General features: G+C 69.4%; 24 protein-coding genes, 1 tRNA gene and 3 pseudogenes. 13 read left to right on the top strand and 15 right to left on the bottom strand.

The features are described from left to right. Position 1: 1 nt before the first annotated feature. Complete coding sequence (locus ACN28I_RS17455) at positions 2-1132, top strand: hypothetical protein (RefSeq protein WP_420943121.1); 1131 nt, start codon at positions 2-4, stop codon at positions 1130-1132. A gap of 25 nt (positions 1133-1157) precedes the next feature. Here ACN28I_RS17455 and ACN28I_RS17450 read toward each other — a convergent pair whose 3' ends face one another. Further along, a complete protein-coding gene (locus ACN28I_RS17450; protein WP_420943120.1) occupies positions 1158-2444 on the bottom strand; it encodes a TldD/PmbA family protein in 1287 nt (428 codons plus the stop codon). A 70-nt stretch (positions 2445-2514) separates the two neighbouring features. Between ACN28I_RS17450 and ACN28I_RS17445 the strand changes: the two genes are divergently transcribed. After that, entirely contained in the window at positions 2515-3828 is a 1314-nt protein-coding gene (locus ACN28I_RS17445) for a metallopeptidase TldD-related protein (protein WP_420943119.1), read from the top strand. A gap of 44 nt (positions 3829-3872) precedes the next feature. On the opposite strand, the gene ACN28I_RS17440 is transcribed toward ACN28I_RS17445, so the two are convergent. Continuing rightward, on the bottom strand, positions 3873-5258 hold the full coding sequence (locus ACN28I_RS17440) for a cupin-like domain-containing protein (RefSeq protein WP_420943118.1): 1386 nt from the start codon (positions 5256-5258) through the stop codon (positions 3873-3875). A gap of 29 nt (positions 5259-5287) precedes the next feature. Next, on the bottom strand, positions 5288-6676 hold the full coding sequence (locus ACN28I_RS17435) for an MATE family efflux transporter (RefSeq protein ID WP_420943117.1): 1389 nt from the start codon (positions 6674-6676) through the stop codon (positions 5288-5290). Between the two features lie 121 nt (positions 6677-6797). On the opposite strand from ACN28I_RS17435, the pseudogene ACN28I_RS17430 reads away from it, so the two are divergent. The 3 genes and pseudogenes from ACN28I_RS17430 to ACN28I_RS17420 form a co-directional block, all read left to right on the top strand. Continuing rightward, a pseudogene (locus tag ACN28I_RS17430) lies at positions 6798-7145 on the top strand (MBL fold metallo-hydrolase); the annotation flags it as partial. A gap of 67 nt (positions 7146-7212) precedes the next feature. Continuing rightward, positions 7213-8391, top strand: a complete 1179-nt coding sequence (locus tag ACN28I_RS17425) for an MBL fold metallo-hydrolase (protein ID WP_420943116.1) — start codon at positions 7213-7215, stop codon at positions 8389-8391. 6 nt (positions 8392-8397) lie between these two features. Then, the gene (locus tag ACN28I_RS17420; protein ID WP_420943115.1) at positions 8398-9156 is read left to right on the top strand and encodes a 2OG-Fe(II) oxygenase; all 759 of its coding nucleotides are present in this window, start codon (positions 8398-8400) and stop codon (positions 9154-9156) included. Positions 9157-9233: 77 nt separating this feature from the next. Here the strand turns inward: ACN28I_RS17420 and ACN28I_RS17415 are convergent, their stop codons facing one another. The 5 genes from ACN28I_RS17415 to ACN28I_RS17395 all read right to left on the bottom strand — a co-directional run bounded on the left by ACN28I_RS17415 (position 9234) and on the right by ACN28I_RS17395 (position 13098). After that, positions 9234-10889 (bottom strand): hypothetical protein, encoded by a 1656-nt coding sequence (locus ACN28I_RS17415; RefSeq protein WP_420943114.1) that lies wholly within the window; start codon positions 10887-10889, stop codon positions 9234-9236. 209 nt (positions 10890-11098) lie between these two features. Then, positions 11099-11449, bottom strand: a complete 351-nt coding sequence (locus tag ACN28I_RS17410; protein ID WP_420948658.1) for a DUF2019 domain-containing protein — start codon at positions 11447-11449, stop codon at positions 11099-11101. After that, positions 11449-12042 carry a hypothetical protein gene (locus ACN28I_RS17405; protein ID WP_420943113.1) on the bottom strand — a complete coding sequence of 198 codons (594 nt, stop codon included), beginning with the start codon at positions 12040-12042 and terminating at the stop codon, positions 11449-11451. Before ACN28I_RS17405 ends, ACN28I_RS17410 begins: the two co-directional genes overlap by 1 nt. A 273-nt stretch (positions 12043-12315) precedes the next feature. Further along, a complete protein-coding gene (locus tag ACN28I_RS17400; RefSeq protein WP_420943112.1) occupies positions 12316-12630 on the bottom strand; it encodes a hypothetical protein in 315 nt (104 codons plus the stop codon). A gap of 42 nt (positions 12631-12672) precedes the next feature. Then, positions 12673-13098: a hypothetical protein gene (locus ACN28I_RS17395; protein WP_420943111.1), complete on the bottom strand. Its 426-nt coding sequence runs from the start codon at positions 13096-13098 to the stop codon at positions 12673-12675. Positions 13099-13320: 222 nt separating this feature from the next. Here ACN28I_RS17395 and ACN28I_RS17390 point away from each other — a divergent pair, with 222 nt between their 5' ends. Continuing rightward, a complete protein-coding gene (locus ACN28I_RS17390) occupies positions 13321-13992 on the top strand; it encodes a hypothetical protein (protein ID WP_420943110.1) in 672 nt (223 codons plus the stop codon). 2 nt (positions 13993-13994) lie between these two features. Further along, positions 13995-14474 carry an SMI1/KNR4 family protein gene (locus ACN28I_RS17385; protein WP_420943109.1) on the top strand — a complete coding sequence of 160 codons (480 nt, stop codon included), beginning with the start codon at positions 13995-13997 and terminating at the stop codon, positions 14472-14474. A gap of 61 nt (positions 14475-14535) precedes the next feature. On the opposite strand, the gene ACN28I_RS17380 is transcribed toward ACN28I_RS17385, so the two are convergent. The 5 genes from ACN28I_RS17380 to ACN28I_RS17360 form a co-directional block, all read right to left on the bottom strand. Further along, positions 14536-15003, bottom strand: coding sequence for a hypothetical protein (locus ACN28I_RS17380; RefSeq protein WP_420943108.1), 468 nt, complete (start codon positions 15001-15003; stop codon positions 14536-14538). Between the two features lie 127 nt (positions 15004-15130). Further along, positions 15131-16534, bottom strand: coding sequence for a DNA sulfur modification protein DndB (locus tag ACN28I_RS17375; RefSeq protein WP_420943107.1), 1404 nt, complete (start codon positions 16532-16534; stop codon positions 15131-15133). A 313-nt stretch (positions 16535-16847) separates the two neighbouring features. Continuing rightward, the gene (locus tag ACN28I_RS17370) at positions 16848-17426 is read right to left on the bottom strand and encodes a tyrosine-type recombinase/integrase (protein ID WP_420943106.1); all 579 of its coding nucleotides are present in this window, start codon (positions 17424-17426) and stop codon (positions 16848-16850) included. Between the two features lie 135 nt (positions 17427-17561). Next, positions 17562-17861, bottom strand: coding sequence for a hypothetical protein (locus ACN28I_RS17365; protein ID WP_420943105.1), 300 nt, complete (start codon positions 17859-17861; stop codon positions 17562-17564). Between the two features lie 149 nt (positions 17862-18010). Then, positions 18011-18083, bottom strand: a tRNA-Asn gene (locus ACN28I_RS17360). A gap of 147 nt (positions 18084-18230) precedes the next feature. Between ACN28I_RS17360 and ACN28I_RS17355 the strand changes: the two are divergent. From ACN28I_RS17355 to ACN28I_RS17330, 6 genes and pseudogenes are all read left to right on the top strand, one after another. Next, positions 18231-19422: pseudogene (locus tag ACN28I_RS17355) on the top strand (RsmB/NOP family class I SAM-dependent RNA methyltransferase). Positions 19423-19534: 112 nt separating this feature from the next. Continuing rightward, positions 19535-20435: pseudogene (locus ACN28I_RS17350) on the top strand (S66 peptidase family protein). Next, positions 20432-21607 carry a serine hydrolase domain-containing protein gene (locus ACN28I_RS17345; protein WP_420943104.1) on the top strand — a complete coding sequence of 392 codons (1176 nt, stop codon included), beginning with the start codon at positions 20432-20434 and terminating at the stop codon, positions 21605-21607. Before ACN28I_RS17350 ends, ACN28I_RS17345 begins: the two are co-directional and overlap by 4 nt. Further along, positions 21600-23066 (top strand): UDP-N-acetylmuramate:L-alanyl-gamma-D-glutamyl-meso-diaminopimelate ligase, encoded by a 1467-nt coding sequence (gene mpl, locus ACN28I_RS17340; RefSeq protein ID WP_420943103.1) that lies wholly within the window; start codon positions 21600-21602, stop codon positions 23064-23066. Before ACN28I_RS17345 ends, mpl begins: the two co-directional genes overlap by 8 nt. Positions 23067-23071: 5 nt before the next feature. Next, positions 23072-23626: a TlpA family protein disulfide reductase gene (locus ACN28I_RS17335; RefSeq protein WP_420943102.1), complete on the top strand. Its 555-nt coding sequence runs from the start codon at positions 23072-23074 to the stop codon at positions 23624-23626. A gap of 17 nt (positions 23627-23643) precedes the next feature. Continuing rightward, positions 23644-24465, top strand: a complete 822-nt coding sequence (locus ACN28I_RS17330) for an inositol monophosphatase family protein (RefSeq protein WP_420943101.1) — start codon at positions 23644-23646, stop codon at positions 24463-24465. On the opposite strand, the gene ACN28I_RS17325 is transcribed toward ACN28I_RS17330, so the two are convergent. Both ACN28I_RS17325 and ACN28I_RS17320 read right to left on the bottom strand, forming a co-directional pair. After that, on the bottom strand, positions 24462-25073 hold the full coding sequence (locus ACN28I_RS17325) for a polysaccharide biosynthesis/export family protein (RefSeq protein ID WP_420948657.1): 612 nt from the start codon (positions 25071-25073) through the stop codon (positions 24462-24464). The genes ACN28I_RS17330 and ACN28I_RS17325 overlap by 4 nt on opposite strands. 16 nt (positions 25074-25089) lie before the next feature. Next, on the bottom strand, positions 25090-26355 hold the full coding sequence (locus tag ACN28I_RS17320) for a hypothetical protein (RefSeq protein WP_420943100.1): 1266 nt from the start codon (positions 26353-26355) through the stop codon (positions 25090-25092). Between the last annotated feature and the right edge of the window lie 29 nt (positions 26356-26384).

Below are 26384 nucleotides of genomic sequence, written 5' to 3'. Positions count from 1 at the left end.
CATGAGGGCTTCGACCGTCTTCTCCAGTGTCATGCTGTCGGCCGCCCTGTCCGGTTGTCTCGGGCAGGAGCCGCCGGTGGTTCCCCCGAGCAACCCCTACGTGGACGCCACGCCGCGCACGAGCACCGTCTCGGGCTTCGTGCACGATCCGGAGGCCTTCTGGTACCTGATGGCCAACTGGCCGATGGATCCGGAGCATCCGGAGATGGCTCCGGGGCCGTTGCTCCTCGAGGGCTCGCCCATCCTGAGCTACTCGAGCATCACCGGGGCCCACGTGAACCTCGTGGACCACGGCGTCCCCGCCGCGCCCACGTCCGCGGTCACCACGCAGCGCGGTGGCTTCAACGTGTACGGCGTGCCGGCCAGCGAGTCGACCGAGTACCTGATGCGCTCCGAGGTTCCGGCCTCGGGCGTGACGCTCGGCGCGGAGATGCACGAGCCGCCGCCCGTCCCGATGCCCGCGGCGGCGAAGTACTACCCGACGACGACGCTGCGCCCCATCGTGGCGAGCGGGCCGTTCTGCAACCTGCAGGTGGCCACCATGGTGAGCGACGCCGGGGCGCTCGGCGCGCTGGCCTTCGCCATCTCGGACGAGCAGGGCCGCACGGTCACTCCGGATGACCTGATGGATCCCAACCAGTTCGGCGGCGTGGTGCTCACGTGGGTGTACGCGCCCAGCGAGTTCCTCGATCTCATCGTGGTGCCGGCCGACCATCAGGTCGCCGTCGAGACCAACTACGGCACGCTCTACGGCATCGACTGGGCACCGTCGATGGGCATTCCGGGGCAGACGGAGCTGGGCTACATGGCCGGCCGGGGCGCGCCGAGCTACGTCGGCTACTACGCGGTGGTGCTGCCCAGGGACGTGCCGCCGGAGCCGCTGATCGTGTCGTTCTCGGATACGGGCTCGACGTACCCGGACGGCTCGCCGGATCCCACCCGTCCGTGGAGCATCCCGCCCGTCATCGCGGAGCCCCAGCCGGGCGTGTCCATGGCCCGTGTCCACGCCTTCCCGGGTGGAGAGCCGCCGGGCGGTCCGCCCGAGGACGCGTACGACGAGTTCCCGCCCGAGCCGGACATGAGCTGGGTGTGCATGCCGATGCATCCGCCGGAGCCTCCGCCGGGGGAGTAGCGGCTGGGGGCCCGCGCGAGCGGGCTCACCGCCACGGCCGCAGGTGGAGCCGCCGGAAGCGCAGGGACGGCTGCCCGAAGGACACGGGCAGCGGGCCATGGTCCAGCTTCCGGCAGCCCCGGGTGGCGAACAGGTTCTGGAGGTCCGCGCCGACGGCGTCGATGTCCGCCAGCGCCTCCAGGCCGTTGCCGCTGAGGATGCCCGGAGACACCAGGCGCCCCAGGCGCCCGTCGCGGATCTCCTGCGCCTCGATCATGTAGAAGCTGAAGTCCCCCGACAGCAGGTTCATGTGGCGCGGCGTCAGGTGGCGCACGAGCAGCCCGTGGGGCACGTCCGCGAGGAGCCCTTCCAGGTGCCCCTCGTGCGGCTCCACGCGGGTGTGCGCCATGCGCGCGAGGGGAGGGTGCTTGAAGCCCACCCGCCGGCCGTGGCCGTTGGGGGCGAGTCCCAGCACCTTCGCACTGCGCGAGTCCAGGAGGGGCGTGCCCACCCGGCCCTCGTGGATGAGGCGGACGGGCTGGGCGGCGTGGCCCTCGTCATCCCAGGCGTAGGCGAGCGCCCCGCATCCGTCGGTGGGGTCGTCCGAGATGGAGACGAAGGGCGCGGCGACGCGCTGTCCGAGGCGGTGGGCCAGGTACGAGCCGCCGCGTGCGACGGCGTCCCCCTCCAGCGGGTGCCCGCACACCTCATGGAAGAAGCAGGCGGAGGCGGAGCCGGGAGGGAACACCACCGGCAGCGGGCCCGAGGGGCATGGCACCAGGGGCGTGCACTCCTGGAGCTGCCGCACCAGCCCGCCCACCAGCGACTCGAGCTGAGGCAGGGCCGCGAGCATTCCCGCGCCGTCCGGGTAGGCCGCACACCGCCACAGCTCGGCCGTCCCGCCCGGAGGGCCGCCGTACACCTTCACCTCGAGCAGCGCGTAGTGCCGCCGATCCGCGGCCAGCCGGGACGGGGTGGCCAGGAGGGTGCGCTGATCCACCTCGCGCAGCAGCACGTCCAGGTGCGCCGCGCCCGCGGCCCGGGCCGTGTCCACCAGCCGCCGCACCACCTCCACCGCCACGCCGCTGTCCGGCGGAGCCGGCTCGGGCTCGGGCTCGAGCAGCTCGCGCGCCGGGGCCAGCACGTCCGCGGGCAGCGCTCCCGGCGGCAGCGGGCCCCCGGCCACCTCCGTCCACACCTGCTCGTGGCCTCCGGGCACCTCCCGGCGGGCGGCATGGCCGCGCTCGCAGACGGGCGCCTGCACGCGAAGCCCCGAGCGATGATGGGTGACCTCGGTGACCTCGCGCCGCTCCACGAACCAATCCCGCGACAAGACGATGTGCCTCCTGCCCGTTTCTTACCATCCCCGTGCCGCGGTGCGGATGGGGCATGATGGGCCCGTCATGCCGGTGACCTCCCAGGAGCTGGAGTTGCGTGCGTTGGCCGAGGCGGCCCGGGCGGAGGTGGACGCCTTCGTGCGAGAGCGGGCGCCGGCCTCGGTCGAGCTCTTCCTCCAGGCGGGCAGGCGATTGTCCCTGGAGTACGAGGCCGGTACGGGCGCCTCCCTGCTCAATGGGGGCGGGTCCGTGTGGGCCGCGGCGCGCGTCTGGCGGGAGGAGGGCTCGGGCCATGCGGTGCTGCCCGTGGGCGGAGCCGCGGATGTCGGGCGCGTGCTGAGGGCCGCCGGACAGCGGATGGGCTCGGGTCCCCGCCCGGTGCTCCCCCCACCGCTGTCACCGGCCGGGCCGCCGCTCTTCCACCTGCCGGAGCTCTCCGCCTCGCGGCTGCGAGGGCTGGCCGGGCAGCTCGTCCAGGAGGTGATTCCTCCGGGCGTCGTGGTCCAGGCGGCCGTGCTCGCGCAGTCCGCGGCGTGGTTCGCGCTCGTGCGTGGGGAGGGGGGCTTCCAGGTGGGCAGCACCTCCCGGGAGGAGGCCTTCGTGCGCTGCGAGACGTCGCGCGGCGCCCTCGTGGACGCGGTGGCCTCGCCGCTGGAGGGGACGTGGAATCTCGCGGCCCTGAAGGCACGGCTCGCGGAGGCCGTCGAGGCGCTGGAGGGCCCGGCGGAGGCGGCGGACCCGGGGCTGCCCCTCGTGTTGCGGCCCGCCGTCGCGGCGCCCCTCGTCGCGGCGCTGGCCTGGATGCTGCGGGGGGACGTGGTGGCGTCGACTCCCGCCCTGGCGCGCGCGGTGGGCAAGAAGCTCTTCCCCTCGGTGCTGAGCGTGGAGGACGACCCGCTCCATCCGCTCGGCACGCAGCTCCGGAGCCTCGATGACGAGGGCGTCCCCATGCGTGTGTCCCGGCTCATCGAGGAGGGCCGGTTGCAGGGCTTCCTCCACTCGGCCACGACGGCGGCCTCGCTGGGCGCGGAGCCGAACGGCCGGGGCCTGCGCGCCGAGTCCTCGCCGCCCTCGCCCTCGCCGGTGAACCTCTTCATCGTGCCGCGGGGTGACGCGCTCCCCAGTCACTACACGGAGCTGGTGGCGCGCATCGAGACGTTCACCACCATGCCGCGTCCCGGGACGGTGTCGCTGGTGGCCGGAGGCTGGGAGGTGCACGAGGGCCGCCGCGTGCGCCGGGTGGCCCCGATGGAGCTGAGCCTGCCGGTGCTGGAGACGTTCCGCGTGCTCCGGGGCGTGGGCGCGGACTTGACGTTCTTCCCCACGGCCGAGGGGTGTGGCACCCCGTCGCTCGTGTTCCCCCCGCTCCCGGGGGCTTGAGAAACCAGCCACCCGGAGGAGCGGGCACCCCGCTACGAGCCGGCTCAGCGGCGGCGGGAGGAGGGGGGCTCGCAGCGCTCCACGCCGCGCCAGCGCACCAGGGAATCGAGCAGTGCGTGGAAGGAACGCGGGGGGAAGGCGCGCGCCGGCAGCCGGTGGAAGAAGTCCCGGGCGAGCGTCTCCACCTGCTGGGGCTTGCCGCCGTTGAGCGTCTCCAGGAGGTGCTCGAGGCGGCGGCGCGCCGTGGCCGAGGGCTCGAGAATCTGGGCGTGGCCGTTGGCGGACACCAGCAGCGGGCCTCCGGGCAGCGGCAGGCCGAGGAGGGGCCGCCGGGGGCTGGCGCGGATCCACTCGGAGGGCGTGAGGGGCGCCTCCTGGGCCTCGGGCGCGGCACCATCCAGGGTGCCGCTGGAGAGGAGGCGGGCCCACTCCAGGGTGCGCTCACGCTGCAGGGCGAGCAGGCTCGGGCGGCGGGTGTGCTGCTGGAGCGCCTTGCGCAGCGCGGCCGGCGGCTGCCAGCCCCGGGCACTGGGCAGCTCGTTGGGACGCAGGCGCGCGGGCCACTCTCCCGGCGCGCCCATCATGGTGAACTCGGGCGGGCTCGTGCCCACCCCGAGCGAGGCGCTGACGGACAGTCCCTCGGACGGCTCGGCGCGGTGCCAGTAGGAGTCGGGCCAGTACAGCAGGTCTCCCGCCCGGCCCTCGAGGAAGGACGCCTGGGCGAGCAGTTGCTTCTCCTCGGCCGCGTCGCGCACCTGGATGCCGCCCGGGCGGTGGATGAAGCCCGGATCCTTCGGCACCTCCTCGCGGTGGGAGAGCGCCTCGAAGGGCCACATGCTCATGGTCTTCTTCCCCTCGACGACGAAGTAGAAGACGTGCAGCTCGTCCTTGTGGATGCCGAAGGGCGTGTAGCGGTAGTTGCCGAAGAAGACGGCCGAGTCGCTCCCGCTCAGCGGCATGCCGAGCGTCTGGTGGAAGCCCGCAAGGAAGCTGTGCATCTGCAGCCAGTGGCCCCAGTGCCAGGCCTGGGCGCGGTTGAGCACGAGGCCGAAGCGCTTGCCGCCCAGCACGCGCGTGACGCGCTCCACGTACGCATGCGCGTCCCGGTCCTCGCGTGACGGGAGGAAGTGGGGCGCGAGGTTGAAGAGCACCGAGTAGTACGGCATGCCGGCGGGGCCGTCCTCGTGCTCGATGAAGAAGCGCAGGCCGCGCAGGGGCGGGAACTCACCCCGGAGCGCGCGCTCGCTGCCCTCCACCAGCCCCGCGAAGATCTCCTCGAGGGTGGGGAAGTGCGCCGCGAACAGCCCCCGGAAGACGGCGGGCTTGCGGTCCCAGTGCTCGCGGCCGAAGTCCTTCCAGAAGGTGCGGGGGAGCGTGAGATTCGGCTCGCCGGGAGCCGGGGTGGGGCGGGCGGGAGTGGGAATCAACATGGGGAGGACCTCGGTCGGAAGGATGGGGCTCACGCTTGGGCGGCCAGGGGTTGGAGCGAGCCCGAGCTCAGACGCTCGAAGCGCCAGAGAAGGGCGGCGGCGATGGTGGTGAGCCCCGCGAACAGGCCCCACCAGATGCCCAGCACGCCATACCCCAGCCCGTACGCCAGCAGCAGCGCCACGGGCAGGCCCACCAGGTAGTGCCCCACCGTGTTGGCGTAGAAGGTGAAGCGCGTCTCCCCGAAGCCCCGCAGCACCCCGCCTCCCACCGCCAGCGCTCCATCCGAGAGCTGGAAGAGGGCGGCCACCAGCAGCAGGGGGAGCAGGACGGGCAACACCTCCGAGGGGGTGCCGATCAGCCTCGCCAGGGTGTGGGGGAAGAGCGCGAAGATGACACCACTGCACAGCATGAAGACGCCCACGGAGACGAACGCCACCTGTCCGCGCAGCCTCGCCAGGGCCCTGTCGCCCGCGCCCACCGCCCAGCCCACGCGCACCCCGGCGGCGTTGCCGATGCCCATGGAGATCATGAAGGAGAAGATGCACAGGGACATGGCGATCTGATGCGCGGCGATGCTCTCGGGACCCAGGCCCCGGGCCAGCAGGGCGGACAGGCCGTGGAAGCCCTCGTCCGCGACGCACTGCAGCCCCAGGGGGAACCCCATCCGGAGGATCTGCTGGATGTCCTGGCGGGAGGGGCGGCGCGAGGGCATGCCCTCGGGAACGGGCACCCGGCGCAGGGCGAGCGTCACGATCAACCACTGCAGGCCCGTGCAGAACGTGGTGGAGAGCGCCGCCCCCGCGGCCCCCATGGCGGGCACCGCGCGCAGCGGCCCGAAGAAGGCGGGGAGCTCGGCGCCGCCGAAGACGAGCACCACGTCCGCGGCCAGGTTGAGGACGTTGGCGGCCACCGTGGACACCACCAGCACGCCCGGGCGCTCCGAGGCCTGCAGGTAGGTGGCCGTGTTGATGAAGAGCAGCATCAGCGGCAGGCCGGGGGCACGCCAGAGAAGGTAGTCCTGCACCGCGGCCTGCTCGGTGGAGCCCAGCCCGAGCAGGGGCGTGAGCCAGGCGCCCCCCATGACGAGGAGCCCGAGCAGGGTGCCTGCCCCGGCGGCCACGTAGCCCCCCTGCCACACGAGCCCCCGTGCACGCGCCGCGTCACCGGCGCCGAAGGCCTGGGAGATGAGCGGATCCGGCCCCACCATCAACCCCGCGCCGAAGCTGAGCACCAGGATGAGGAGCGCATTGGACAGCGCGGAGGCCGCGAGCATGGTGGTGCCGGCCCGGGCGAGCACCGCCGTGTCCACGAACCCCATCATCGACTGGCCGATGTGCGCGAGGGTGATGGGGAAGGCGAACTTCCACAGCTCACGGAATTCCGTGCGGGGGCGGGTGTCGGGGGCGGGGGGCTGCATGAAGGACCCGAAGCTATCTCAGTCACCCCTGGGACGGGAGACCCCCCGGGGCCTGTCCCCGTGGGCCGCCCGGCGCGCCCTCGGTTGACAGACCTGTCTCTTTCCCTGACAAAGGTCGGTCATGGACGCCCGCACCCCCGTCTTCCTCCGGCCCGACGTGATGCTCGAACCGCTGGTGAATCAGTGGTTCGCGGTGCACACCCTCGTACCGCCGGTGTCGGCGGCCATGATGGTGGTGAACAAGCAGCTGCGCATCATGAAGTCCTTCGTGGACTACCCGCAGGGGCATGCGCAGGCGCTGAAGACGCCGGGGATGGCGGGCGGCTCCTTCCTCAATGTGGACCCCGGCCGCGTGTCCGAGGTGCGCGAGCTGCTGGAGAAGACGCAGCGGGAGAACCCCGAGTTCATCGAGTTCGACAGGGCCGTGCGTGCGCTGGAGAAGCTGCTCGCCCAGGAGACCTCGGGCGAGGGCCTGGAGCGGCTCTATCCGCTGCTGCCCGACGCGCTGCGCGGCTACGTCGAGCTGCAAGTACGACATGCAGCACCGGCCCTCCTTCCGCTTCTTCGAGCCGCTGCTCTACCGCGGCCGGTTCTACAAGGAGAGCTGCCAGAGCGTGGTGCTGAGCCGGGGAGGCTCGGACGTGCGGCCCTTCGCCTACAGCACGCCGCGGCTCGCCGAGGAGGGGCAGGTCTTCCTGCCGCTGCCCTTCCGCCACGAGGGGCTCTCCGCGCTCGCGCGGATGAGGGAGCACGCCGCGCCGCTGGGGGAGATCCAGGAGCGGCTGGGGGTGGAGGCCGGGCAGGAGGCAGCCTTCCACGCGTTCTTCACCGAGCAGGCGCCTGTCCGGGCCGAGCGCTTCGCGGGCCCGGGCGTGCGGGTGCGCTACTTCGGCCATGCCTGCCTGCTCATCGAGTCCCGCGACGTCACCGTGCTGGTGGACCCGAGCATCTCGTATGAGTACCCGACGGAGCTGCCGCGCTTCACGTTCGCGGACCTGCCGGAGCGCATCGACTACGTCCTCATCACCCACGGGCACGGGGACCACATCAACCTGGAGACGCTGCTGCAACTGCGTCACAAGGTGGGCACGGTGGTGGTGCCGCACAGCAGCAGCGGCATGGCGGACCTGTCGCTGAAGCTGCTGCTGAGGGCGATCGGCTTCCCGCGCGTGATGGACCTGGACGAGCTGGAGAGCATCGAGCTGCCGGGCGGGAGGATTCTGGGGCTGCCCTTCCTGGGCGAGCACGCGGACCTGGATGTGAGGGCCAAGCTGGTCTACCTGGTGCAGTTGGAGGGGCGCTCGGTGCTGGCGGCCTCGGACACCAACTGCCTGGAGCCGCGGGTGTACGAGTACCTCCGCGAGGACGTGGGGGCGCTGGACGCGCTCTTCCTGAGCATGGAGTCCGAGGGCGCTCCGATGAGCTGGGGCTACGGGCACATGTTCACGAGCCCGCTGCCGCGCAAGATGGACCAGGCGCGCCGGCTCAATGGGGCCAACTTCGCGAGGGCCGCGCCGCTGGTGGACCTGCTCGGGCCCAAGCGGGTGTACAACTACTCCATGGGGCTCGAGCCGTGGCTGGGCCACGTGATGGGCCTGGCGTACACGGCCACCTCGCCGCAGATCCTCGAGTCCGACAAGTTCATCGCGTACTGCCGGGAGCGGGGCATCCACGCCGAGCGGCCCTTCGCGCGGCTGGAATTGAACCTGGGCTGAGCCTTCGTGAGCGTCGCGACCCTCGAAGAAGGCCCGTTGCTGGGGCCGAGCTTCTTCCTCTCCCGTACGGCGCTGCGTTCGCTCGCGCTGGCACATCGTGACAGCTACGGCGCCGCACGGCCCTATCCGCACGTCGTCATCGATGGCTTCCTGGGAGAGCGGCTCGCGTCCGGGCTGGCCGAGGTCTTCCCGGGCGCCACCGAGGCCAGTTGGAAGCGGCGCGATCACCAGGAACAGGCGGCGCGCCTGGGACAGCTCCAGCGCAAGGCGTTCGAGGGGGTGCACGGAGCGCTCCGGCACCTGCTCTCGGAATTCTCGAGCATGTCGTTCATCGACTTCCTGGAGAGCCTCACCGGAGTGCAGGGGCTCATCGCGGATCCGCATTTCCGGGGCGCCGGGCTGCACCTCACGCTGCGTGGAGGCCATCTCGCGCTCCACGCGGACTTCAACCGGGATCGCTTCCGTGCGCTCTCGCGGCGGCTCACCGTCCTCTACTACCTGAACCCCGGCTGGGAACCCGCCTGGGGCGGTGACCTCGAGCTGTGGGACGCCGGCCTCACCCGGTGCGAGACGAAGATCGCCCCGCTGCTGGATCGGCTGGTCGTGATGGCGCATGGGGATGACTACTGGCATGGCCATCCCTCCCCGCTGGAGTGTCCCGAGGGACGGGGTCGAGCCGCGGTCGCGGCCTACTTCTACACGGCGGAAGTGTCCCCGGACGCACCGGAGGCCCACAGCGCCATCTGGGCGCCCCCGCGTTCCTGATTCAAGAAGTTCCCCTCGCGGTGCGGGGAGCTGGGCTCCGGCCGCCCCCGTCCTTGGGAAGTCGAAGTCCGGTCGCGCTACCCGTTCAACATGGCGAGCACGCTCAGCAGGTAGATGCTGGCGAGGGCGCAGGCGAGCCAGACGCGGTTCCGGCCGGGCGTGCGAGACAGCTTCCGGGTGAGCACCACCGAGACGGGGAGCAGCACCAGGTTCGTCACGGCGAACACCGGGAGGATGATGAGCCCCGAGAGCGCGTCGGGGTGCTTGTCGAAGGACAGGGAGAAGGGGATGGAGACGGCCAGCGCGGCGATGAGCCCTCCGAGCACCAGAAGGACCCGGCTCGTGTCGCGCCGGGAAGTCGCGGCCACGATCGCCACGAAGAGGGCGCCCATGAGGAGGTAGGGGAGGAACTGCCCGGCCTTCTGGACCCACCGGGACTGCTCGGGCGGGGAGGGGAACTCCTGGGCCGCGGGGGACGCCGGCTGTGCGGCGGAGGGGGTCTGCTCGGAGATGACGGGCAGACCCGCGGCGGTGAGCTCGATGCGGCTCGGGGGCGCGATGTTGGCGCGGTCCCACCGGGACAGCTCGACCGGGGGATACCGGGTATGGCCCGGGAAGGAGACGAGCCGTCCGAAGGTCTCGGGCTCGTTCCAGCGCAGGGTGCTGGTGGCCACCAACGTCTGCTGTCCGGCCCCGGGCACGTCCGAGTCCGAGAAGGCCACGGTGAAGGGGACCTGCCAGGACTCCTCCGGCCGGGTCACGCCGAGGCTGGAGAGTGGCAGGTCCACGACGAAGGTGTTGCCGTCGAGCGCCACGATGGGCAGGGGCTCGGTGAGGCCGGCGGGGTGGAACCAGCGAGAGAGCAGGGTGCCCTCGCCGGTGCGTGCCACCGCGAGCTGGCGTGTCGAGGAGCCTTGGCCGTCCTGGCTGGCCCACCAGATTTCCAGATGATCCGTGCCGAGCAGGTCCCGGTCGCTCATCCCGGAGGTGGCGGGAACGGTGATGTCGTCGCGCACCTGGATGCGCAGGCGGACCGCATCCGGGCCCTGGGCGAGCGCGGCCACGCGGAAGGAGGCGTCCTGCTCTCGCCTCCGGTGCTTCGCGCCGTGGGTCACCTGGTTGTGCGTGGGCGGGAGCGTGGCGGCCACCTCGGGCGAGGCGAGCACCGGCAGGAGGGCTCCCGCGAACGACGTCTGGTGCTGGGTGTCTCGTGATTCGGCGGTTGTCGTGTACACGGACGTGCTGCCGAAGGTCAGCGACTCCCAGTCCTCATCCTCGGAGGAGCTGCCGAAGCTCTCGCCCTGGAAGGCACTGCCCTCGGAGGACTCGAGCACGACGGGCCTTCCCTCGCGGAAGGCCACGCTGGCGCTCGACCACACCCGGTACTCGTCCGTCGACAGCTCCAGCCGGGTGGGCCGTGGTCTCTTCTCCGGCGGCGAGGAGGGGCACGGGCGCTTCTCGGAGTCCGGGCTGACGGTCCAGAGAACGCCCGGCGCCTGCTCCAACACGTACAGCCCGGAGCTGTCTGCCTCCGAGGGCTTGCACAGCCGGGCCAGGTGCTCCAACTCGGGGTCCTCGTCGAGCTGGGCGTTGGACACCCAGTCCACGGTGAGGGAGAGGCCGCGGGCATAGGCGTCGGCCTGCTCGCGGAAGGAAGGGGAGGATGCTGCGCTGACGGACGAAGCGAGCAGCAGCCCGGTGAGCAGGGCGCGAAGCGCGTGGCGAGGAGGCATGGCCGGTGGTCGCGCACTCTACAGGTTTCGCTCGCGCTACCACGAGCCCGCGCCCGGTCTGCCCGGCGGAGACTTCTAGAAAAGCTTCGCGGTGACCCACTTCTGGAAGCCTGGCCCCTTGCTGTCGCCCCGACTCGAACCACGGCCCTGGTGATTAACAGTCACGTCCGAGGCTGGAGCAGGGGCGGCGGCCCTGAGCTTCATGGTGGCTACCCTGGGTCAAGGGCCCAGGTGCCTTCCTCCCACCGCTTCAGTGCCTGCTGTGCACAGAAGGGGATCATTCCTTCGCCCTTCGCGGCCTCCTCCAGGACCGCTCTGGCCTCGGCCGTCCGGTAGCGGAGCAGATGCGCGGCGGCCATGACGCGCACGTCCATACGCTCGTGCTTGAGCAACACGAGGAGTGCATCACGCCCGGCATCGCCGTGGGCCAGGAGCTTATCGACTGCGGCACCGTACTTCCTGGCGTGCTTGTTCCCGGTCTTGGCGTCCCCTCTCCAGATGGCCTCGGTCTGCGCGGCCACGTTCAGAGCGAACTGCTCGACTAGCTCCTCCAACTTCATCACCAGATCCCCTTCCTGATGTTCTCGATGGCCAGCAGCCCGAATTCGCGCTGGGCCTCGTACGACTGCGTGCTCAGCCACTTGCGCACGGTCAAGGGCGAGCCCGTGATATCGCGGCGGACCGACGAATAGAGCGAGCTGATGCGGGTGTGGATGCCCTTGTCCAAGGGGACGATGTTCTCGGTGTTTTGAACGGCCTGGGCTCCGAAGCGTTTCACGTTGCCCGGCGTCTGCTCGACGATGTGGTGCCACTCCTCCCCTGGGCCCGCCGAGCCCATGGCCCGCTTGAAGCTCTTGTACGAGCCCCACGCCCTGAAGCCGTTGGGAGGAGCATTGGCAGCGGCGCCGCTCATGGCCCGAGCCGTCATGGCGACAGCACCAGGAGCAAGGGCGATGGTGACGGACTCGGCGCTCACGGCGACCGTCTCCACATGCCCCACCGCCACGAGACGGATACCCACCTGCGTCTCTGCCTGCACGGCCGCCTGCATCGAGCCGGGCAGCGCCGGCACCTTCGCGGCCAGCCCCGGCGCCGTGTTGCCGATGGCCGCCATGGCCAGCATGGCGAACGCTCGCGCCGCGTTGCGGCCCATGAACTGGCCGTACCGCTCGCCTACGGCCAGGGGAGGGCAAAAGAAAAAGGGCGCCAGACTTTCGTCTGACGCCCTCTTCCAGTTCCCCGACGAGGACTCGAACCTCGGACCTAGTGATTAACAGTCGTGAAAATGACGGGCGGGCCACCATTCCTCCTCTGGCGAGGGGGTTGGAACGGTCGAAAACGGGAGAGGTGGTTGCCCGTAATTTGCCCATGGTCTTCTCGAAGAATCGGACGGTTGCTGCACGGCTGGCCTCCGAAGGCCCTGTGCTCACCGCTCTGGCTTTTCCTTCCTCCTCTTCTCCGCCTCCATCGCTCGGTCGAACCAATATTGATGGAGGAGCATCCCACCCACCCAGGTGAGCGCAATCAGGGCGGACTGCCAGAGGGGGAGCGTTCTTCCGCCCATCCCGGGAGAGCGGATGTCAAATGCCCGGCTGACGTAATACGGGAAGCCGAAGAACCAGACGATTCCCAGGTTCAGCGGGAGCAGGACGGGCCAGCCGTGCGACTCGTACCAGGTGACGTTTCCCTCCCACCACGTGCTGAGCGCCCAGAGGCCGAAAAGAAGGACAAGAAGTTCCATGCGAGCAGGTGCTGAGTCGAGTTGGCGAGTGGCCGGAGGAGTCTAGAACTTCAGCTTGCGGATCGCATCGGCGGGCGACTCCGAGGGCCTGGAGGTGGCCGTCCTCGGGGCCCGGCGAGACCTGGAAGGCTGCGGCTCGGTAGCGGGGAGTCCCTCGCTCAAAATGCGCTCGATCTCGGACACGGGGATGCGCTGGTGCCCGTTGACGTCCACCGTCTTGATGCGACCCGAGGCGATGAACTGCGCCAGGGTGGTGGCCCGGTCCACCCCGAGGCGACGGGCGGCCTCCTTCTTCGACACCAGCCTGTTCTCCACCAACAGCAGGATGGCGCTGATGATGACGGGCGCGCTGTGCGTCCGATCCGGGTCGGGCACCGCGCCCATGGCGACGCTGTCCGCGATCCAGTGGGCGCCCTCGATGGCGTAACGAATATCCCCCAGCTCAGCCGAGCGGCTGATGTGTTCCACCTGTGCTCCTCCTCGGGTGGATTGGATGATGACGTACTGGCCAAGCAGCCAGGACGTCAGCGGGATGGCCGCCAAGGTCCTTATGCCGAAGCACCGGCGTTCTTGGTGATCTCCCCGAATGATGCCGCCGAGAACGGTGAGCCCCAGGAGTTGTCAGTCTCATCGGGTATTCCATTGGATCGGCTACCCATCGGGGCGTGGCCATCACCACGGGGAATTCCCATGAAGCTGGCCGGAGCGGTGGTGCTGTTGGTGTGCCTCGCCGGATGTGCGACGACCCGGGGTGCGGATGGCCCAGGAACGGGGGGCTCTGGCCCTTCGCCCTCACCGGGGGCCAAGCCCGCCGTGAAGAAGGAACTGCCCTGGTTGAACGTGCCGGGCGGGCGCATGAAGACGACCCTCTTCTACGGCCCCTGGCAGTGCCGCCGGGAGTTCATGAGCGGGTGCCAGAGGGAGTGCGCCAGCGAGGGCTACACGCTCAAGGGGTGCATGTGGCTGGCCGATCTCAAGTTCGACTGGGAGGGACGCCTCGTTGTCTTGCCCGTTCCCGTCAAGGCCGGGAGCCGTTACGGCATCTATCACTGCTGCTGCAACTACCCCGAGCTGTCACCCGAGGACAATGCAGCTCAACGTAAGGCGTGGAACAGGTTTCGGACTTCCTTCCGGAAGGACTGGAGCGAGAAGTTTGGTCAGTGGCCCGATAAGGGCGGGGTGTCCTGGCCGGGGCACCACATCCGAGACCTCTGGCACGGCGGGGACCCGGTGGACCCCAACAACGTCTTTCCTGCGCAAGCGGACGTTCACGATGTGTACAACGAGCAGTACCCCGTCTGCTACGCCGGTCAGGCCCCCTGGAATACAGTGGGCCCCAACCTGCCCTACACGGACAACTGACGATGGCCACGTCCATGAGCCGCTTGCTCGAAGAGGTCTCCCGCGACCACTTCCCCTATCCCCCCGCCACGCCCGAGGAGATCGAGGAGTTCGAGCGGCGGGTGGGCTGGAAGCTGGACCCGGACCTGCGGGCCTTCTACCTGCACTGCAACGGGGCAGAGCTGATTGAGCGGTTGCCGGACTCCCCCTACCGCATCCTCCCGCTGTCACAGATCGTCCGGGCGCGGGTGGCCATCTTCGGGAAGAAGAACGACGATGACGCGCATGGGCCCGCGTCAATGTGGGCCATCTGCGACGTGCAGGACGGCAACTACGTGCTGGTGGACGTGGCCCGGCAGGAGAATGGCCGTTACCCCCTGACGGACGGCTACCACGAGGCATGGCCCAACCCGAAGTACTGCGGGCCAGTCGCCATCTCCTTCTCGGAGTTCCTGGAGCAGGTACTGCGCACCCGGCGCGGCCTCTACTGGCTGGGGGAGTGAACTCTCCTCCAACTCGATTCCGATTCCTCTCCCGTTGCAGGTGGAGGAGCTTCCTCCGTGATCAGATCGTCGGCTTCGAGTAGTCGTCCAGCACGTCGGCGAGCCGCTCCAGGGAGGTGGCGGTGCGTGGCACGACGTACTTGTAGTTAGAAACCGTGTAGCGCATCCCTGGAGCCGTGATGGCTCGCATGGTAGCGGCTAGGCCGCGCAGCACAGCGGCATCCTGGGGGCGGATTCGCATCTTCAGATTCGCGGAGCCGGATCCTCCGTTGAGCTGGCCTCCATGCTTGCGCACGTAGTCCACGACCTGGGAGCTGTACGGGGCGTTGCGGTCGAGCATCAGCTCCAGCTCATCCGGTTCGCTCACGGTGACGAACATGGTGCAGAAGTAGCTGTAGAGATCACCATCACTGCCGACGTCCCTTTCCTGACGGTCATCAATGGCGAAGATCTTGCCTTTATCCAGGTTCTTGATGCGCTTATCGGCGAACCCGCCGTAGGCGCTGAAGAGGTGCGCTTTGAGCGACATGCTGATCTCCTGAAGATAGGTACTTTCGTGGGGACGGATGCAGGACATGCTGACGGGCAGGTACCGCGCCCACTCCTTCAAAGGAGTAGGAGTGGACGCTAGAGGCACCTGGAATCCAGTTCGCCAGCTACTTCCGCGGGCTCAGCTTCGCCAGGTAGCGGATGATGCCCGGCAGCACCAAGATCGACTCGTTGTGGCGGCTGCCGAAGCGGAGCTTGCCGTCGATGAGTCCCCCGATGGACTTCTGGCGCCAGTTGTCGGGCAGGTAGTCCGGCAGAGCCGGGTAGTGCGACAACTTCTCGTCGTTGAGGTGCTCGATGTTCCAGAGCGGGTTGTTGTGGGAGAAGTCGATGGTCGGCAAGCGGGACAGGAACTGCTCCGCGACCTCCTTCCCCTCCGGCTTCCGGCCCCACAGGATCTCGAAGTACACGCGGGCGATGGACTTCAAGAGGGCGGGCTGTGCGGCCACGGACTCGTTGCGGTTGAAGATCCCGGGGATCTTGGTCACCACGGCCCAGAAGGACCAGGCATCCTCCTCCCGCTCGGTGATGATGGACGCAGTTGCTCCCGAGATGGTCGTCTGGTTGAGGAAGAGACGCGCGTTGACGGCGTTGAGCGAGTCGAGCTTCATCCAAGCCGGGTCCTCCCAGTCCACGCGCCCCTCCTCCACGATCGACACTCCCTCGAACCACTCTTGGTCCTTGAGCCGGTGCGTGAAGATGTTGATCGGGTTTGACTGATCGAAAGCCTGCGCCTGGCTGGTCAACACGGTCTTCTGCAGGTTGTTCAGATCGTGGAAGAGCTGCTTCTCCTTGTCGATCGACAGTCCGAAGTGAATCTCGATGGTGATCGAGAAGCGCTCGGTGAAGATGGTCGTGGCCTCGTGCCAGAAGGGCGCCGCCTCGTCGGACACCTGCTTCAGCTCGGCGGGGACCAGGCCACCGGACTTGGTGTACTTGCGGTCGCGCGTTAGCTGCTGGAGGTAGTCCCGCACCAGCCCCCAGGCGATTCGCCGGTGCTGTCCGTCCACGACCCAGAGCATCTGGTTCGAGCGCAGCTTCAGGATGAGTTCACCCGGCGAGTCCTGGACCGGAGCCACCGTGATCTCGCGCATTTCATCCCGGATAGACGCGACGATCGGCGCCCACGCGTAATACGGCTGGTCCCCGAGGTCGTTCTTGATGGTCACGACATCGGCGGGAATCTTCCGCTTGGCGTCCTCCCACTTCTTGAACGTGTAGTTGACCAACCCCTTGAAGATGAAGCGCGCCATCTTCTGAGCGTGGGGCACATCAGGCTTGCGCTGGGTGACCGGCCCCTTCAGCGGGTCATTCCCCACCATCGACTGGAGCAGGAACGTCCCCAGGTCCATGGTGGTGACCATCGTGTTCGAGCCCAGGTTGACCGACCGCTTCGCACGCAACTCGATGAAGCGGTTGCTCCCGGCGAACTCAAGTACATCGGCGAGGGTCGTTTCGCCTGAGGAGGCGGTGTGCGTCTTCGACACGGTGGTGGCGTTGTTATCCGACATTGTGCGTCCTTTCCTGAGCTACCAGGCCCAGAGTTTCGATTGGCCTGGCGGTAAGTCCGCCACGACCAGGCGGTACGCATACTCCACGAGGTAGAGGACAGTGTCAACGCCTGGCGATACGATTGTCTCAAGGTCTGGCTATTTGTGCGACACCTGGCCGAATTGGGAGTTCCGCCAGGCGGATATTTTGGTGGGGATCCTCCCCATGAACTCGCTCTGAATGTGAGTAGGTCACGTAATTTCAATGGGTTATGTGGAATGACCAAAGGTCCGGCTACTTTTTGAAGAGTAGGGCCCTCCCACATCTAGGTCTCTAAACCAAGGTGGGAACCTTCGTCGAGACGGCGTGCGTCGCGTAGAAGCGCCGCATGGTGGTCGGGCTCTTGTGGTTGAGGAAGGCCGCCACTGAAGCCGGGTCCGCGCCCTTTTCGATGGCCCAGGTGGCGACGGAATGCCGGAACCGTCCCTGGGTGAAGGGCGGGATGCCTGCCGCCTTGCAGGCCCCCTTGATGGTCAAGCCGTACTTCTCGAAGCTGAACGAGCCCCGCGCCAACATCCGCTTCCCGGCCTCCAGCACCTCGGCGGACACGGCGGTGCGCAAGGGTTCGCCGCTCTTGGTCTGCGGACACACCAGCACGCCGGCGATGCCCTCGGCCTCTCCCCGGTACGGCTCCGCGCTGCCCATCTTGGCGAAGCGCACCAGCTCCGAGACGTGCCAGCCGGTGCCCGCCTGCACGTCCATACTGTCGCGCCAGTGAGGCGCAAGGTGCTCATAGGCGAGCAGGTAGTGCTCCCGGGGAATGACCTTGGTTCGCTTCCACTGCTCGGGCCTGGTCTGGGGCACGGTGAGCCGCCCAAAGGGGTCCTCGGCTACCGAGAGGACGTGCTTCACCTTGCGCAACCAGGAGTAGACGCGCTTGAGGACCGCGATCCGATGCCCCCGGGCCTTTGCCCCTTCCAGGGCGGGGAGGATGTCATCGAGGAGCGTGAGCTTCCGCAGGTCCTGGTCCTTGAGCTGGTGGGCCCACTACGCGAGGTGACCCTGCTGCTTCTTCACCCAGGTAGGGCTGTTCTTGTCCACGTCGCGCGAGTAGGCGAGGAATTCAGCCGCGAGCGGCGCATCGAGGTAGATGGGCTCCTCGTGGGACGAGCCCGCCGGGTTGTAGTGCTTCGGGTCGGTCTCGAATCGCTTGAGCTGTTCCATGGCCGCCCGGAGCGTGGTCGCCCGCGTGCTGACCTTGTAGTTCCGCCCGTTGATCATGCGGCGGATGACGTAGACCTTGCGACTCCTGGAGTCGTGGCGGATGAGCCCACCCTCCCACGTCACCGCGTAGTCCTGGCTCTTGCCCGTGCTCTCACCCAGGCGCCTGCGCCCTCCATGGGAGAGAACGTCCGGGGGTTGCCCGTGTTGTGCCCACGGCCAGGGGAGGGCAAAAGAAAAAGGGCGCCAGACTTTCGTCTGACGCCCTCTTCCAGCTCCCCGACGAGGACTCGAACCTCGGACCTAGTGATTAACAGTCACCCGCTCTACCGGCTGAGCTATCGGGGAATATGCCCGCTGCGCGGTGGCCGGTGTGGACCGCCGCGACAACGAGGTGCTTTCTAAAGAACGGAGTCCGTCCTGTCAACATCCCGTTTCGACCCGCTCTCCCGGCTTCGCTCGGTCCCCTGGCCGGCACTCGATGGAATCGCCCCCATCGCCGCCGAGGCCCTCTCTCATGTTCTCTCGGGCAGTCCCGCCGAAAGGGTGCTCGACCGCACCCTCCGCGCCCACCGCGACTTCTCCCGCGAGCAGCGCCAGGCCCTCGCCGAGACCGTCTTCAATGTCGGCCTGTGGCGCCGCCGGCTCGGTTTCCTCCTCGGCAACCCCGACGCTCCCCCTCCCGCGCTCCTCTTCGCCTTCCTGCACCGGCTCGCCGGCCTCTCGTCAGAGGAGGCCGCCCGGCTCTCGGGAGTGGGGGCCCCGCTGCCCCTCGTGGCCGGGGAACCCCCGTCCCTCGCCCTCCGCTGGTCCTTGCCCGACTGGCTCGCCGAGCATTTCTCCCGCGAGGCTCGGCCCCGCCGCCGAGGACTTCTGCGCCCACCTCAACGTCCCCGGCCCCATCACGCTCCGGGTGAATCCGCTGCGCACCACTCGTGAAGCCCTCGCGGAACGGCTCCGTTCCGAGGGCGTCGAGACCCGGCCCGGGGCGCTCAGCCCCCTCGCGCTCCACATCGTGGGCCCCAAGCCCAACCTCTATGGGCTCGACTCCCTGCGCGAGGGTCTCTTCGAGGTCCAGGACGAGGGGAGCCAGTTGCTCGGCCTGCTTCTCGAGGCCCGGCCCGGGGAGACCGTGCTCGACCTGTGCGCCGGTGCCGGAGGCAAGACGCTCCAGCTCGCCGCCGCCATGGAGAACCGGGGCCGGCTCCTCGCGTACGACCCGGATGCCGGGCGGCTCGACCGGCTCCTGCAGCGCTGTTCCCGCGCCGGCGTCTCCCATATCCAGGTGCTCCGCACGCCTCCGGAGGGCGTGCTCGCCGACCGGGTGCTCGCGGATGCCCCGTGCTCGGAACTGGGCTCCCTGCGGCGTGGGCCGGACTCACGCTTCCGTCTCAGCCCCGCGTCCCTGACCGAGCTGCCTCGCGTCCAGCGCGACATCCTCGCGCGCGCGGGCCGCCTCGTGCGTCCCGGGGGCCGGGTCGTCTACGCGACCTGCACCGTGAATCGCGCGGAGAACGAGGAGGTGGTCCTCGGCTTCCTGCGCGAGTCCCCCGGGTTCCGGCTCGTGCCTCCCGGGGCGGGGTGGTTGGACGCCTCGTGTGTCCGGGAGGGGTTTTTGTTCTGTGCTCCGCATCTGCACGGGACCGATGGGTTCTTCGCCGCGGTGCTGGAACGGGTGGGCGGGTAGGGGGCAGGCACCCTCACCCTGGCTCTCTTCCGGGGTGAGAGGGGAGGTTGTCCCTCGGACATGGGGTGTTCGAAGCCCGAGACATGCGCGCCCCCGGTGCTATGAAGGCGCCGTGCGTTGGCTCAAGCCCCCCCTGCTGCGTCCTCGCGACACCGTTCACGTCGTCGCCCCCGCCGGGCCTTTCGACCCGCCTACCTTCGAGGTCGGCCTCGGCGTCCTCGCTCAGCGATACGACACCGTCTACCAGCCCGACCTTTACGAGGCCTGGCGCTACCTCGCCGGTCCTGATTCGCGCCGGGCCGCGGAGCTTCTCCCGCGCCCTCACCGACTCCAACGCCCGCGCCATCTTCTGCGCTCGGGGGGGTTACGGCGTCATGCGCCTGCTCCCCTCGCTCCCGCTCGCGGACATGGCGCCCACGGCCCTCGTCGGCTTCTCCGACATCACCGCCCTGCACCTGCCCCTCCAGGGGCTCGGCCGCGTCACCATCCACGGGCCCGTCGTCACCCACCTGGGCAAGCAGCCTCCCGAGGTCCAGGAGTACCTCTTCCGGCTGCTCGAGTCCCCCGAGCCCCCGCCGCCCCTCCAGGGCAAGGCCTCCTACGTCCCCGGCGTCGTCGAGGGCCGGCTGCTCGGCGGCAACCTCTCCGTGCTCTCCCGGCTGCTGGGCACTCCGTACATGCCGACGCTCGACGGGGCCATCCTCCTGCTCGAGGACGTGGGCGAGGCCCCCTACCGGTTGGATCGCATCTGGACGCACCTGCGGCTCGCGGGCGTGTTCGACAAGGTGCGAGGCATCGTGCTCGGCGACTTCACCGGCTGCGAGCAGAAGGACGCCCCCTACAGCAGCGCGGATGTCCTCCGCTCGCTCGCCGAGGAGACGGGGCTGCCGTGCGCCGCCGGCTTCCCCATCGGCCACGACATCCCCAACTACCCCGTCGCCCTGGGCACCCGGGTGCGGTTGGATGCCGGCGTGGCCCGCCTCACCTTCCTGGAAGGAGCGGTGCAGGCATGAGCAGCCACCCCATCGCCAATCTCCAGACCGTCCTGGAGGAGTCCGTCACCTTCGGCATCTTCCCGGCCGCCCAGGCCGTGGTGATGCACCGGGGCGTCCAGGTCTTCGGCGGGGTGGCGGGCAACGTCACGGGAGACACCCGCTTCGACCTGGCCTCCGTCACCAAGGTGCTCTGCACCACCGCGCTCTTCCTGCGCTTCTGGACCGAGGGCAAGGTCGGCCCCGAGACGCCCGTGGCCCGCTACTTCCCGGGCTCGCCCGTGGGGGACGCGGGCGCCACGGTGGCGGACCTGCTCTACCACCGCTCGGGCCTGCCGCCCTTCGTGCCCTTCTTCGCCCAGTCGCTCACCGCGCACCCCGAGTTGCTCGATCCCGGCTGCGCTTCCGCCACCCGCGCCCGCGTCCGCGACGAGGTCATCCAGGCCGCCGCGAGCACGCCACTGGTGGCCCCGCTGCGTACCGCCACCGCCTACAGCGATGTGGGCTTCATCCTCCTGGGTGAAATCCTCTCCCGGGCGGGTGGCGCGTCCCTGGATGTCCTCTTCTCGCGTCACGTCGCCGAGCCGCTCGGCCTCTCCGCGCGCTTCCACCGGCTCACCGACTTCCCCACGGATGGCCGGGTCGCCCCCACGGGCGCCACCCGTCCCCGAGAGCCCGCTCCCGGCCAGGAGGGCCTGTGGGGGGAGCTTCCCTCGCGTCCCGCCGTGCCCGGTGAAGTGGACGACGACAACGCCTGGGTGATGGACGGCGTCAGCGGCCATGCCGGCCTCTTCGGCACCGCGGTGGACGTGGCCCGCTTCGGCCAGGCCATCCTCGCCGGGTGCGCGGGGGCGCCCTCGTTCGCGCCCGCGCCCCTGTTGCACCGCGCGCTGGCCAATGATCCGCTCGTGCAGGGCAGCACCCGCTCCATGGGCTTCGACACGCCCTCGCAGGGCCTGTCCAGCGCGGGCCACTTCATCGGCGACACGCCTCCGGGCGCGGTGGGCCACCTCGGCTTCACCGGCACCAGCCTCTGGGTGGACCTGCGCCGCTCCCTCGTGGTGGCGCTCGTCACCAACCGCGTGGCGCATGGCCGCAAGGAAGTGCGCATCCGTGAATTCCGTCCCGTCTTCCACGACCTCATCGTGGAAGCACTCGGCCTCAACGACCTGACCCCGAAAGCACATGGCTGACGACAACGGCAACGTCCTCGAAACCATCACCCCCGGCGCCGTGCGCCGCATCCACCTCGTCGGCGTGGCTGGCACCGGCATGGGCTCGTTCGCCGGCATGCTCAAGGCCGCGGGCTACGACGTCACCGGCAGCGACGAGAACGTCTACCCGCCCATGAGCGACATGCTCCGCGCGTGGGGCATCCAGGCGCTCACGCCCTACAATCCGGGGAATCTCGATACGGCGAAGCCGGACCTCGTCATCATCGGCAACGTCATCCGCCGGGTGAACCCCGAGGCCACCGCCGTCCGCGAGCGCCGCATTCCGCAGATGAGCTTCCCGGCCGCGCTGGGCTCGCTCTTCCTCGACCGCGCGCACTCCGTCGTGGTGGCCGGCACGCACGGCAAGACGACCACGTCCTCGCTGATGGCCCACGTGCTCGTGGCGGCGGGGAAGGATCCGTCCTTCCTGGTGGGCGGCGTCACGCAGAACTACTCGGGCAACTACCGGGTGGGGAAGGGCCCGCACTTCGTCGTCGAGGGTGACGAGTACGACACGGCCTACTGGGACAAGGGCTCCAAGTTCCTCCACTACCGGCCGAAGACGGCCATCCTCACCAGCGTGGAGTTCGACCACGCGGACATCTTCCGGGACCTGCCGCACTACGAGGCCACGTTCGACAAGTTCGTCCGGCTGATTCCGAAGGACGGGCGGCTGGTGGTGTGCGCGGCGTACCCCAACGCGGTGAAGCTGGCGCAGGCGTGCCCGGGGCAGGTGGTGACGTACGTGGCGAAGGAGGGCGCCGACGCCGACTTCACCCCACGCAACGTGCGCTTCGGCCCCGAGGGCGCGCGCTTCGAGGTGGTGGAGCGCGGCACGGTGCTGGGCAGCGTGCTGTTGCCGCTCTCGGGCATGCACAACGTGGAGAACACGCTGAGCGTCATCGCCGCGGCGCGGGGGCTGGGCCTGTCCTTCGAGGAGATCGCCCAGGGTCTGGCCAGCTTCCAGGGCGTGAAGCGGCGCCAGGAAGTGCGCGCGGAGATTGGCGGCGTCATGGTGATGGATGACTTCGCGCACCACCCCACGGCGGTGCGGGAGACGATCGCCGCCATCCGCCACCGCTACCCGGACAGGCGGCTGTGGGCCATCTTCGAGCCGCGCTCGAACACCAGCCGCCGCAACATCCACCAGGAGGACTACGCCCACGCCTTCACCGGCGCCAACCTGGCCAGCCTCAAGGTGCCCGAGCGTCACGACAAGGTGCCCGTGGACGAGGAGCTGAACGTGCCCCGTGTCATCGAGGCGCTGAAGACCCAGGGAATCGACGCCGACTCCACCACGGACGTGCCCTCGCTCGTCGAGCGCGTGGCGCGTGAGTCCCAGGCCGGGGACGTGCTGCTCGTGATGAGCAACGGCGCCTTCGGAGGCTTCATCGACAAGTTGCTCGTCGCACTGCGGGCCCGCTTCGGGGAAAAATGACCCCCATGCGTCCTTTCCTCCTCGTCCTCGCCACGCTCGCCCTGTCCGGGTGCGCCGCCCAGAAGATGCCGTCACTCACCGCTCCCGCGCTGGCCACGGGCTCGGCGGCACTGGCGTCCTCCGAGTCCATGCCGCTGGAGTTCACCGTCAAGCGCTACCCGGGCGGTGAGCCCCACGCCATCGCCAGCGACCGGGGCAGCGTGGTGCTGCTCGACGTGTGGGCCACCTGGTGCGAGCCCTGTAAGGACGCGCTGCCCATGTACGAGGACCTGGCCAAGCACTACGCCGGGAAGGGCCTCAAGGTGTACGCGCTCAACGTGGACGAGGACGCCCGCGCCATTCCCCCGTTCCTCGCGGAGACGAAGGTGACGCTGCCCGTGCTCCTCGACTCCAACGCCGAGGTGTCGGAGAAGGTGCTGCGCGTGCGCGGCATGCCCACCACGGTGCTGCTCGATCGGCAGGGCCGGGTGCGCTACGTGCACGAGGGCTTCGCCGAGGAGTACCTGACCAAGTATCAGGCGGAGATCGAGGAGTTGCTCGCCGAGCCCGCGAAGAAGTAGCCCAAGGAGGAGCCGCCATGTCCGATGAGTCGCCCGCCACGTTGCGCCGCATCGCCGAGGAGGGAGCCCGGCTCGCCGGGAAGGTGCTCTCCGAGCGTTTCCTGGGCGAGCGCACCATCGAGTACAAGGGCGGCATCGACACCGACCTGGTCACCGATGCGGACCGGGCGGCCGAGGCGGCGGTGCTCGGCTTCATCCGCCAGCAGTACCCGGGCCACGCGATTCTCGCCGAGGAGAGCGGGGCCTCGCAGGGCTCGGAGCTGCGGTGGATTGTCGATCCGCTGGATGGCACCACCAACTACGCGCACCGGGTGCCGCACTTCTGTGTGAGCGTGGGCGTGGAGGGGCCGGGCGGAGTGCTGGCCGGTGCCATCTACAACCCCATGCTGGACGAGCTCTTCTCCGCCGCGCGAGGGCAGGGGGCCACGCTCAACGGGCGTCCGCTGAGGGCCTCGGGTTGCACGGAGCTGTCGCACGCGCTGCTGTGCACGGGTTTCCCCTACGACGTGCACCAGAAGCCCGAGGGCCCCATGGGGCTGCTGCGGCGGTTCATCGTCCGGGCGCAGGGCATCCGCCGCACGGGCAGCGCCGCGTTGGATCTGGCCTACGTGGCGGCCGGGCGGTTCGACGGTTTCTTCGAGTTCGGCCTCAAGCCGTGGGACGTGGCCGCGGGCTCGCTGCTGGTGCAGGAGGCGGGTGGGGTGATGGTGCGCATCGACGGAGCCCCGTTCCAGGTGGGAATCGGGGACGTGCTCGCGTGCGCGCCCGGACTGGCCTCCGCGCTCATCGCCGAGAGCCAGGGGTTCCTCGCCGACCTCGGCTGGACGCCCCCGGCCTAGAAGAAGCTCTCCGGCACGTAGACGATGTCACCCGGCCGCAGGCTGAAGTTCTTCTCCGCGCCGTCGCGGATGTCCTTCACCGGGACGCGGATCTTCAACTGCTGGCCCTCGTCCTGCCGAGCCACCTGCGTCCCGTTGGGCGAGGCCAGCTTGGTGAAGCCGCCCGCGAGCGTCACCGCCTCGATGATGGTCATGCCCTCCTCGTAGGAGAACGTGCCCGGCTTCTGCACCTCACCGAAGACGAAGACCTTCTTCGAGTTGTACTCGCGGATGGAGACGGACACCTCGGGGTGGCGCAGGTAGCGGGTGAGGCAGTCGCGCAGCGCGTCCGCGGCGGTGCCCGAGGTGCGGCCCGCAAGGTGGACCTTGCCGCACAGCGGGTAGTCGATGGTGCCCTCGGGAGACACGGCCCAGATGCCCGAGTGGTCCGGCTCCTGGAAGACGCGCACGTCCACCAGGTCTCCCGGGCCGAGCGTGCGGCGGGTCTCCGCGCCCTCGGAGGCACGTGACCCGGGCAGCGCCGAGGCGTCGATCGTCTGGGAGGGCGTAGTAGTGCGGCACGCGGTCAGCGCGCCGAGCAGGAACACGAGGAAGCGGAGGGAGCGCATCACGGAGGGGGCCGTCTCAGTACGTCACGGTCATCCGAACATACCCTTCGTGGCGCGAGTAGTTGATGCCCGCGCCCGTGAGCGTCGACGTCCGGGTATTGAGCAGGTAGCCAGCCCCGCCGATGAGCCATCGCTCGAACTGGTACTGGGGGCCCACGTCCAGCTTGAAGACGGTGTCGCGCCGGTCCCCGAAGAAGCTCAGGAAGTCCAGCGCGCTGCTGGCCCGCAGGGTGAGCCGGCCGCCGAGCAGGGCCTGCCCCTCCAGGTACGCGCGGTCATCCCGGAACTGGCCGAACGCCGCCACCGGCTCCAGCGTCCGCGCATAGCCCGCCTTGAGGGTCGTGGTCGGGCTCACCATGTAGCTGCCCTCCACCTGGGCGAGCAGGGTGCCTCCGAGGCCTCCACTCAAATCCTGGCCCCACCCCAGCATGGCCGTGACGGCGATCCTCGGCGTCACCAGGCCCGCGAGGCCTCCCTTGGCCTTGAGCAGCAGGGCGTTCGGGGTGTCCCCGTTCGTGTAGTCGCGCAGGTTGAGGTCGACGTCCGCCACCACCGCCGTCTTCGGCAGGAAGCGCCAGCGGCCATCGAAGCCCGCCCGCAGGTCGCTGTAGTTGAAGCGGCTCACCTGCGCCGGGTCGCACTCGATGCCGCCGCAGCCCACCGGGGCCAGGGCTCCCATGGGCTGGAAGGACTCCATCCCCCAGGACACCTGGGGCACCACCTCGAGGGCGCCTCCTCCGGGCCGCAGGGGCACGCGCAACTTCAACTCGTTGAAGAGCGACAGCACGCCCGCGCCGATCGCCGCGCTGCGCGTCCGGTCCGAGCGCTGGAAGTGGTCCGCCACCTCCACGCCGATCTGCCCCTCCTGGTTGAAGACGACGTCGAGGTCCGCCTGCGCCTGCAGGTGGGAGGTGTTGGTCGAGCCGGGGGTGAAGAGGCCGGTGTAGTGGACGTAGTCGGCGTACCCCCGCAGGTTCAGCTCCACCAGCTTGCCGGGCAGCTCCAGCCGCAGCCCGGGCCGGATGTGCAGCAGGGCCTCCCCGGAGAGCTGGTCCGACACCACCGTGGGGTCCATATTGCCCGGCGGAGGGAAGTAGCCGGCGGCGCTGTCGTAGCGCGTCTCGAAGTCGAAGGTGGCATGCAGCCTGCCATCTCCCACCTTGATGCCGTTGCCACCCGTGTGGGGGCCGCCCGTCAACGCGGGCGCCTGGCCAGACGCGGGCCATGAGGCCACCATGGCCAGCAGGCTCCAGGCCCTCCACTTGTTGGCAAGCCGCGTCATGAAACGGTCAACACCCCGGCTCCGGGTCA

It is taken from the genome of Archangium gephyra (genome assembly GCF_049060025.1).
GTDB classification, from domain to species: domain Bacteria; phylum Myxococcota; class Myxococcia; order Myxococcales; family Myxococcaceae; genus Archangium; species Archangium gephyra_A.
Note: the sequence above shows the minus strand (reverse complement) of the source record. Positions and strands in the feature narration are given on the sequence as shown.

Coding starts and splice junctions, on each gene's coding strand:
- ACN28I_RS17330 (WP_420943101.1), top strand. CDS start 23,644: ATGTCCGATGAGTCGCCCGCCACGTTGCGCCGCATCGCCGAGGAGGGA.
- ACN28I_RS17345 (WP_420943104.1), top strand. CDS start 20,432: ATGAGCAGCCACCCCATCGCCAATCTCCAGACCGTCCTGGAGGAGTCC.
- ACN28I_RS17435 (WP_420943117.1), bottom strand. CDS start 6,676: ATGCAGCCCCCCGCCCCCGACACCCGCCCCCGCACGGAATTCCGTGAG.
- ACN28I_RS17455 (WP_420943121.1), top strand. CDS start 2: ATGAGGGCTTCGACCGTCTTCTCCAGTGTCATGCTGTCGGCCGCCCTG.
- ACN28I_RS17440 (WP_420943118.1), bottom strand. CDS start 5,258: ATGTTGATTCCCACTCCCGCCCGCCCCACCCCGGCTCCCGGCGAGCCG.
- ACN28I_RS17400 (WP_420943112.1), bottom strand. CDS start 12,630: ATGGAACTTCTTGTCCTTCTTTTCGGCCTCTGGGCGCTCAGCACGTGG.
- ACN28I_RS17445 (WP_420943119.1), top strand. CDS start 2,515: ATGCCGGTGACCTCCCAGGAGCTGGAGTTGCGTGCGTTGGCCGAGGCG.
- ACN28I_RS17415 (WP_420943114.1), bottom strand. CDS start 10,889: ATGCCTCCTCGCCACGCGCTTCGCGCCCTGCTCACCGGGCTGCTGCTC.
- ACN28I_RS17325 (WP_420948657.1), bottom strand. CDS start 25,073: ATGCGCTCCCTCCGCTTCCTCGTGTTCCTGCTCGGCGCGCTGACCGCG.
- mpl (WP_420943103.1), top strand. CDS start 21,600: ATGGCTGACGACAACGGCAACGTCCTCGAAACCATCACCCCCGGCGCC.
- ACN28I_RS17425 (WP_420943116.1), top strand. CDS start 7,213: ATGCAGCACCGGCCCTCCTTCCGCTTCTTCGAGCCGCTGCTCTACCGC.
- ACN28I_RS17385 (WP_420943109.1), top strand. CDS start 13,995: ATGGCCACGTCCATGAGCCGCTTGCTCGAAGAGGTCTCCCGCGACCAC.
- ACN28I_RS17410 (WP_420948658.1), bottom strand. CDS start 11,449: ATGAAGTTGGAGGAGCTAGTCGAGCAGTTCGCTCTGAACGTGGCCGCG.
- ACN28I_RS17405 (WP_420943113.1), bottom strand. CDS start 12,042: ATGGGCCGCAACGCGGCGCGAGCGTTCGCCATGCTGGCCATGGCGGCC.
- ACN28I_RS17335 (WP_420943102.1), top strand. CDS start 23,072: ATGCGTCCTTTCCTCCTCGTCCTCGCCACGCTCGCCCTGTCCGGGTGC.
- ACN28I_RS17390 (WP_420943110.1), top strand. CDS start 13,321: ATGAAGCTGGCCGGAGCGGTGGTGCTGTTGGTGTGCCTCGCCGGATGT.
- ACN28I_RS17320 (WP_420943100.1), bottom strand. CDS start 26,355: ATGACGCGGCTTGCCAACAAGTGGAGGGCCTGGAGCCTGCTGGCCATG.
- ACN28I_RS17375 (WP_420943107.1), bottom strand. CDS start 16,534: ATGTCGGATAACAACGCCACCACCGTGTCGAAGACGCACACCGCCTCC.
- ACN28I_RS17380 (WP_420943108.1), bottom strand. CDS start 15,003: ATGTCGCTCAAAGCGCACCTCTTCAGCGCCTACGGCGGGTTCGCCGAT.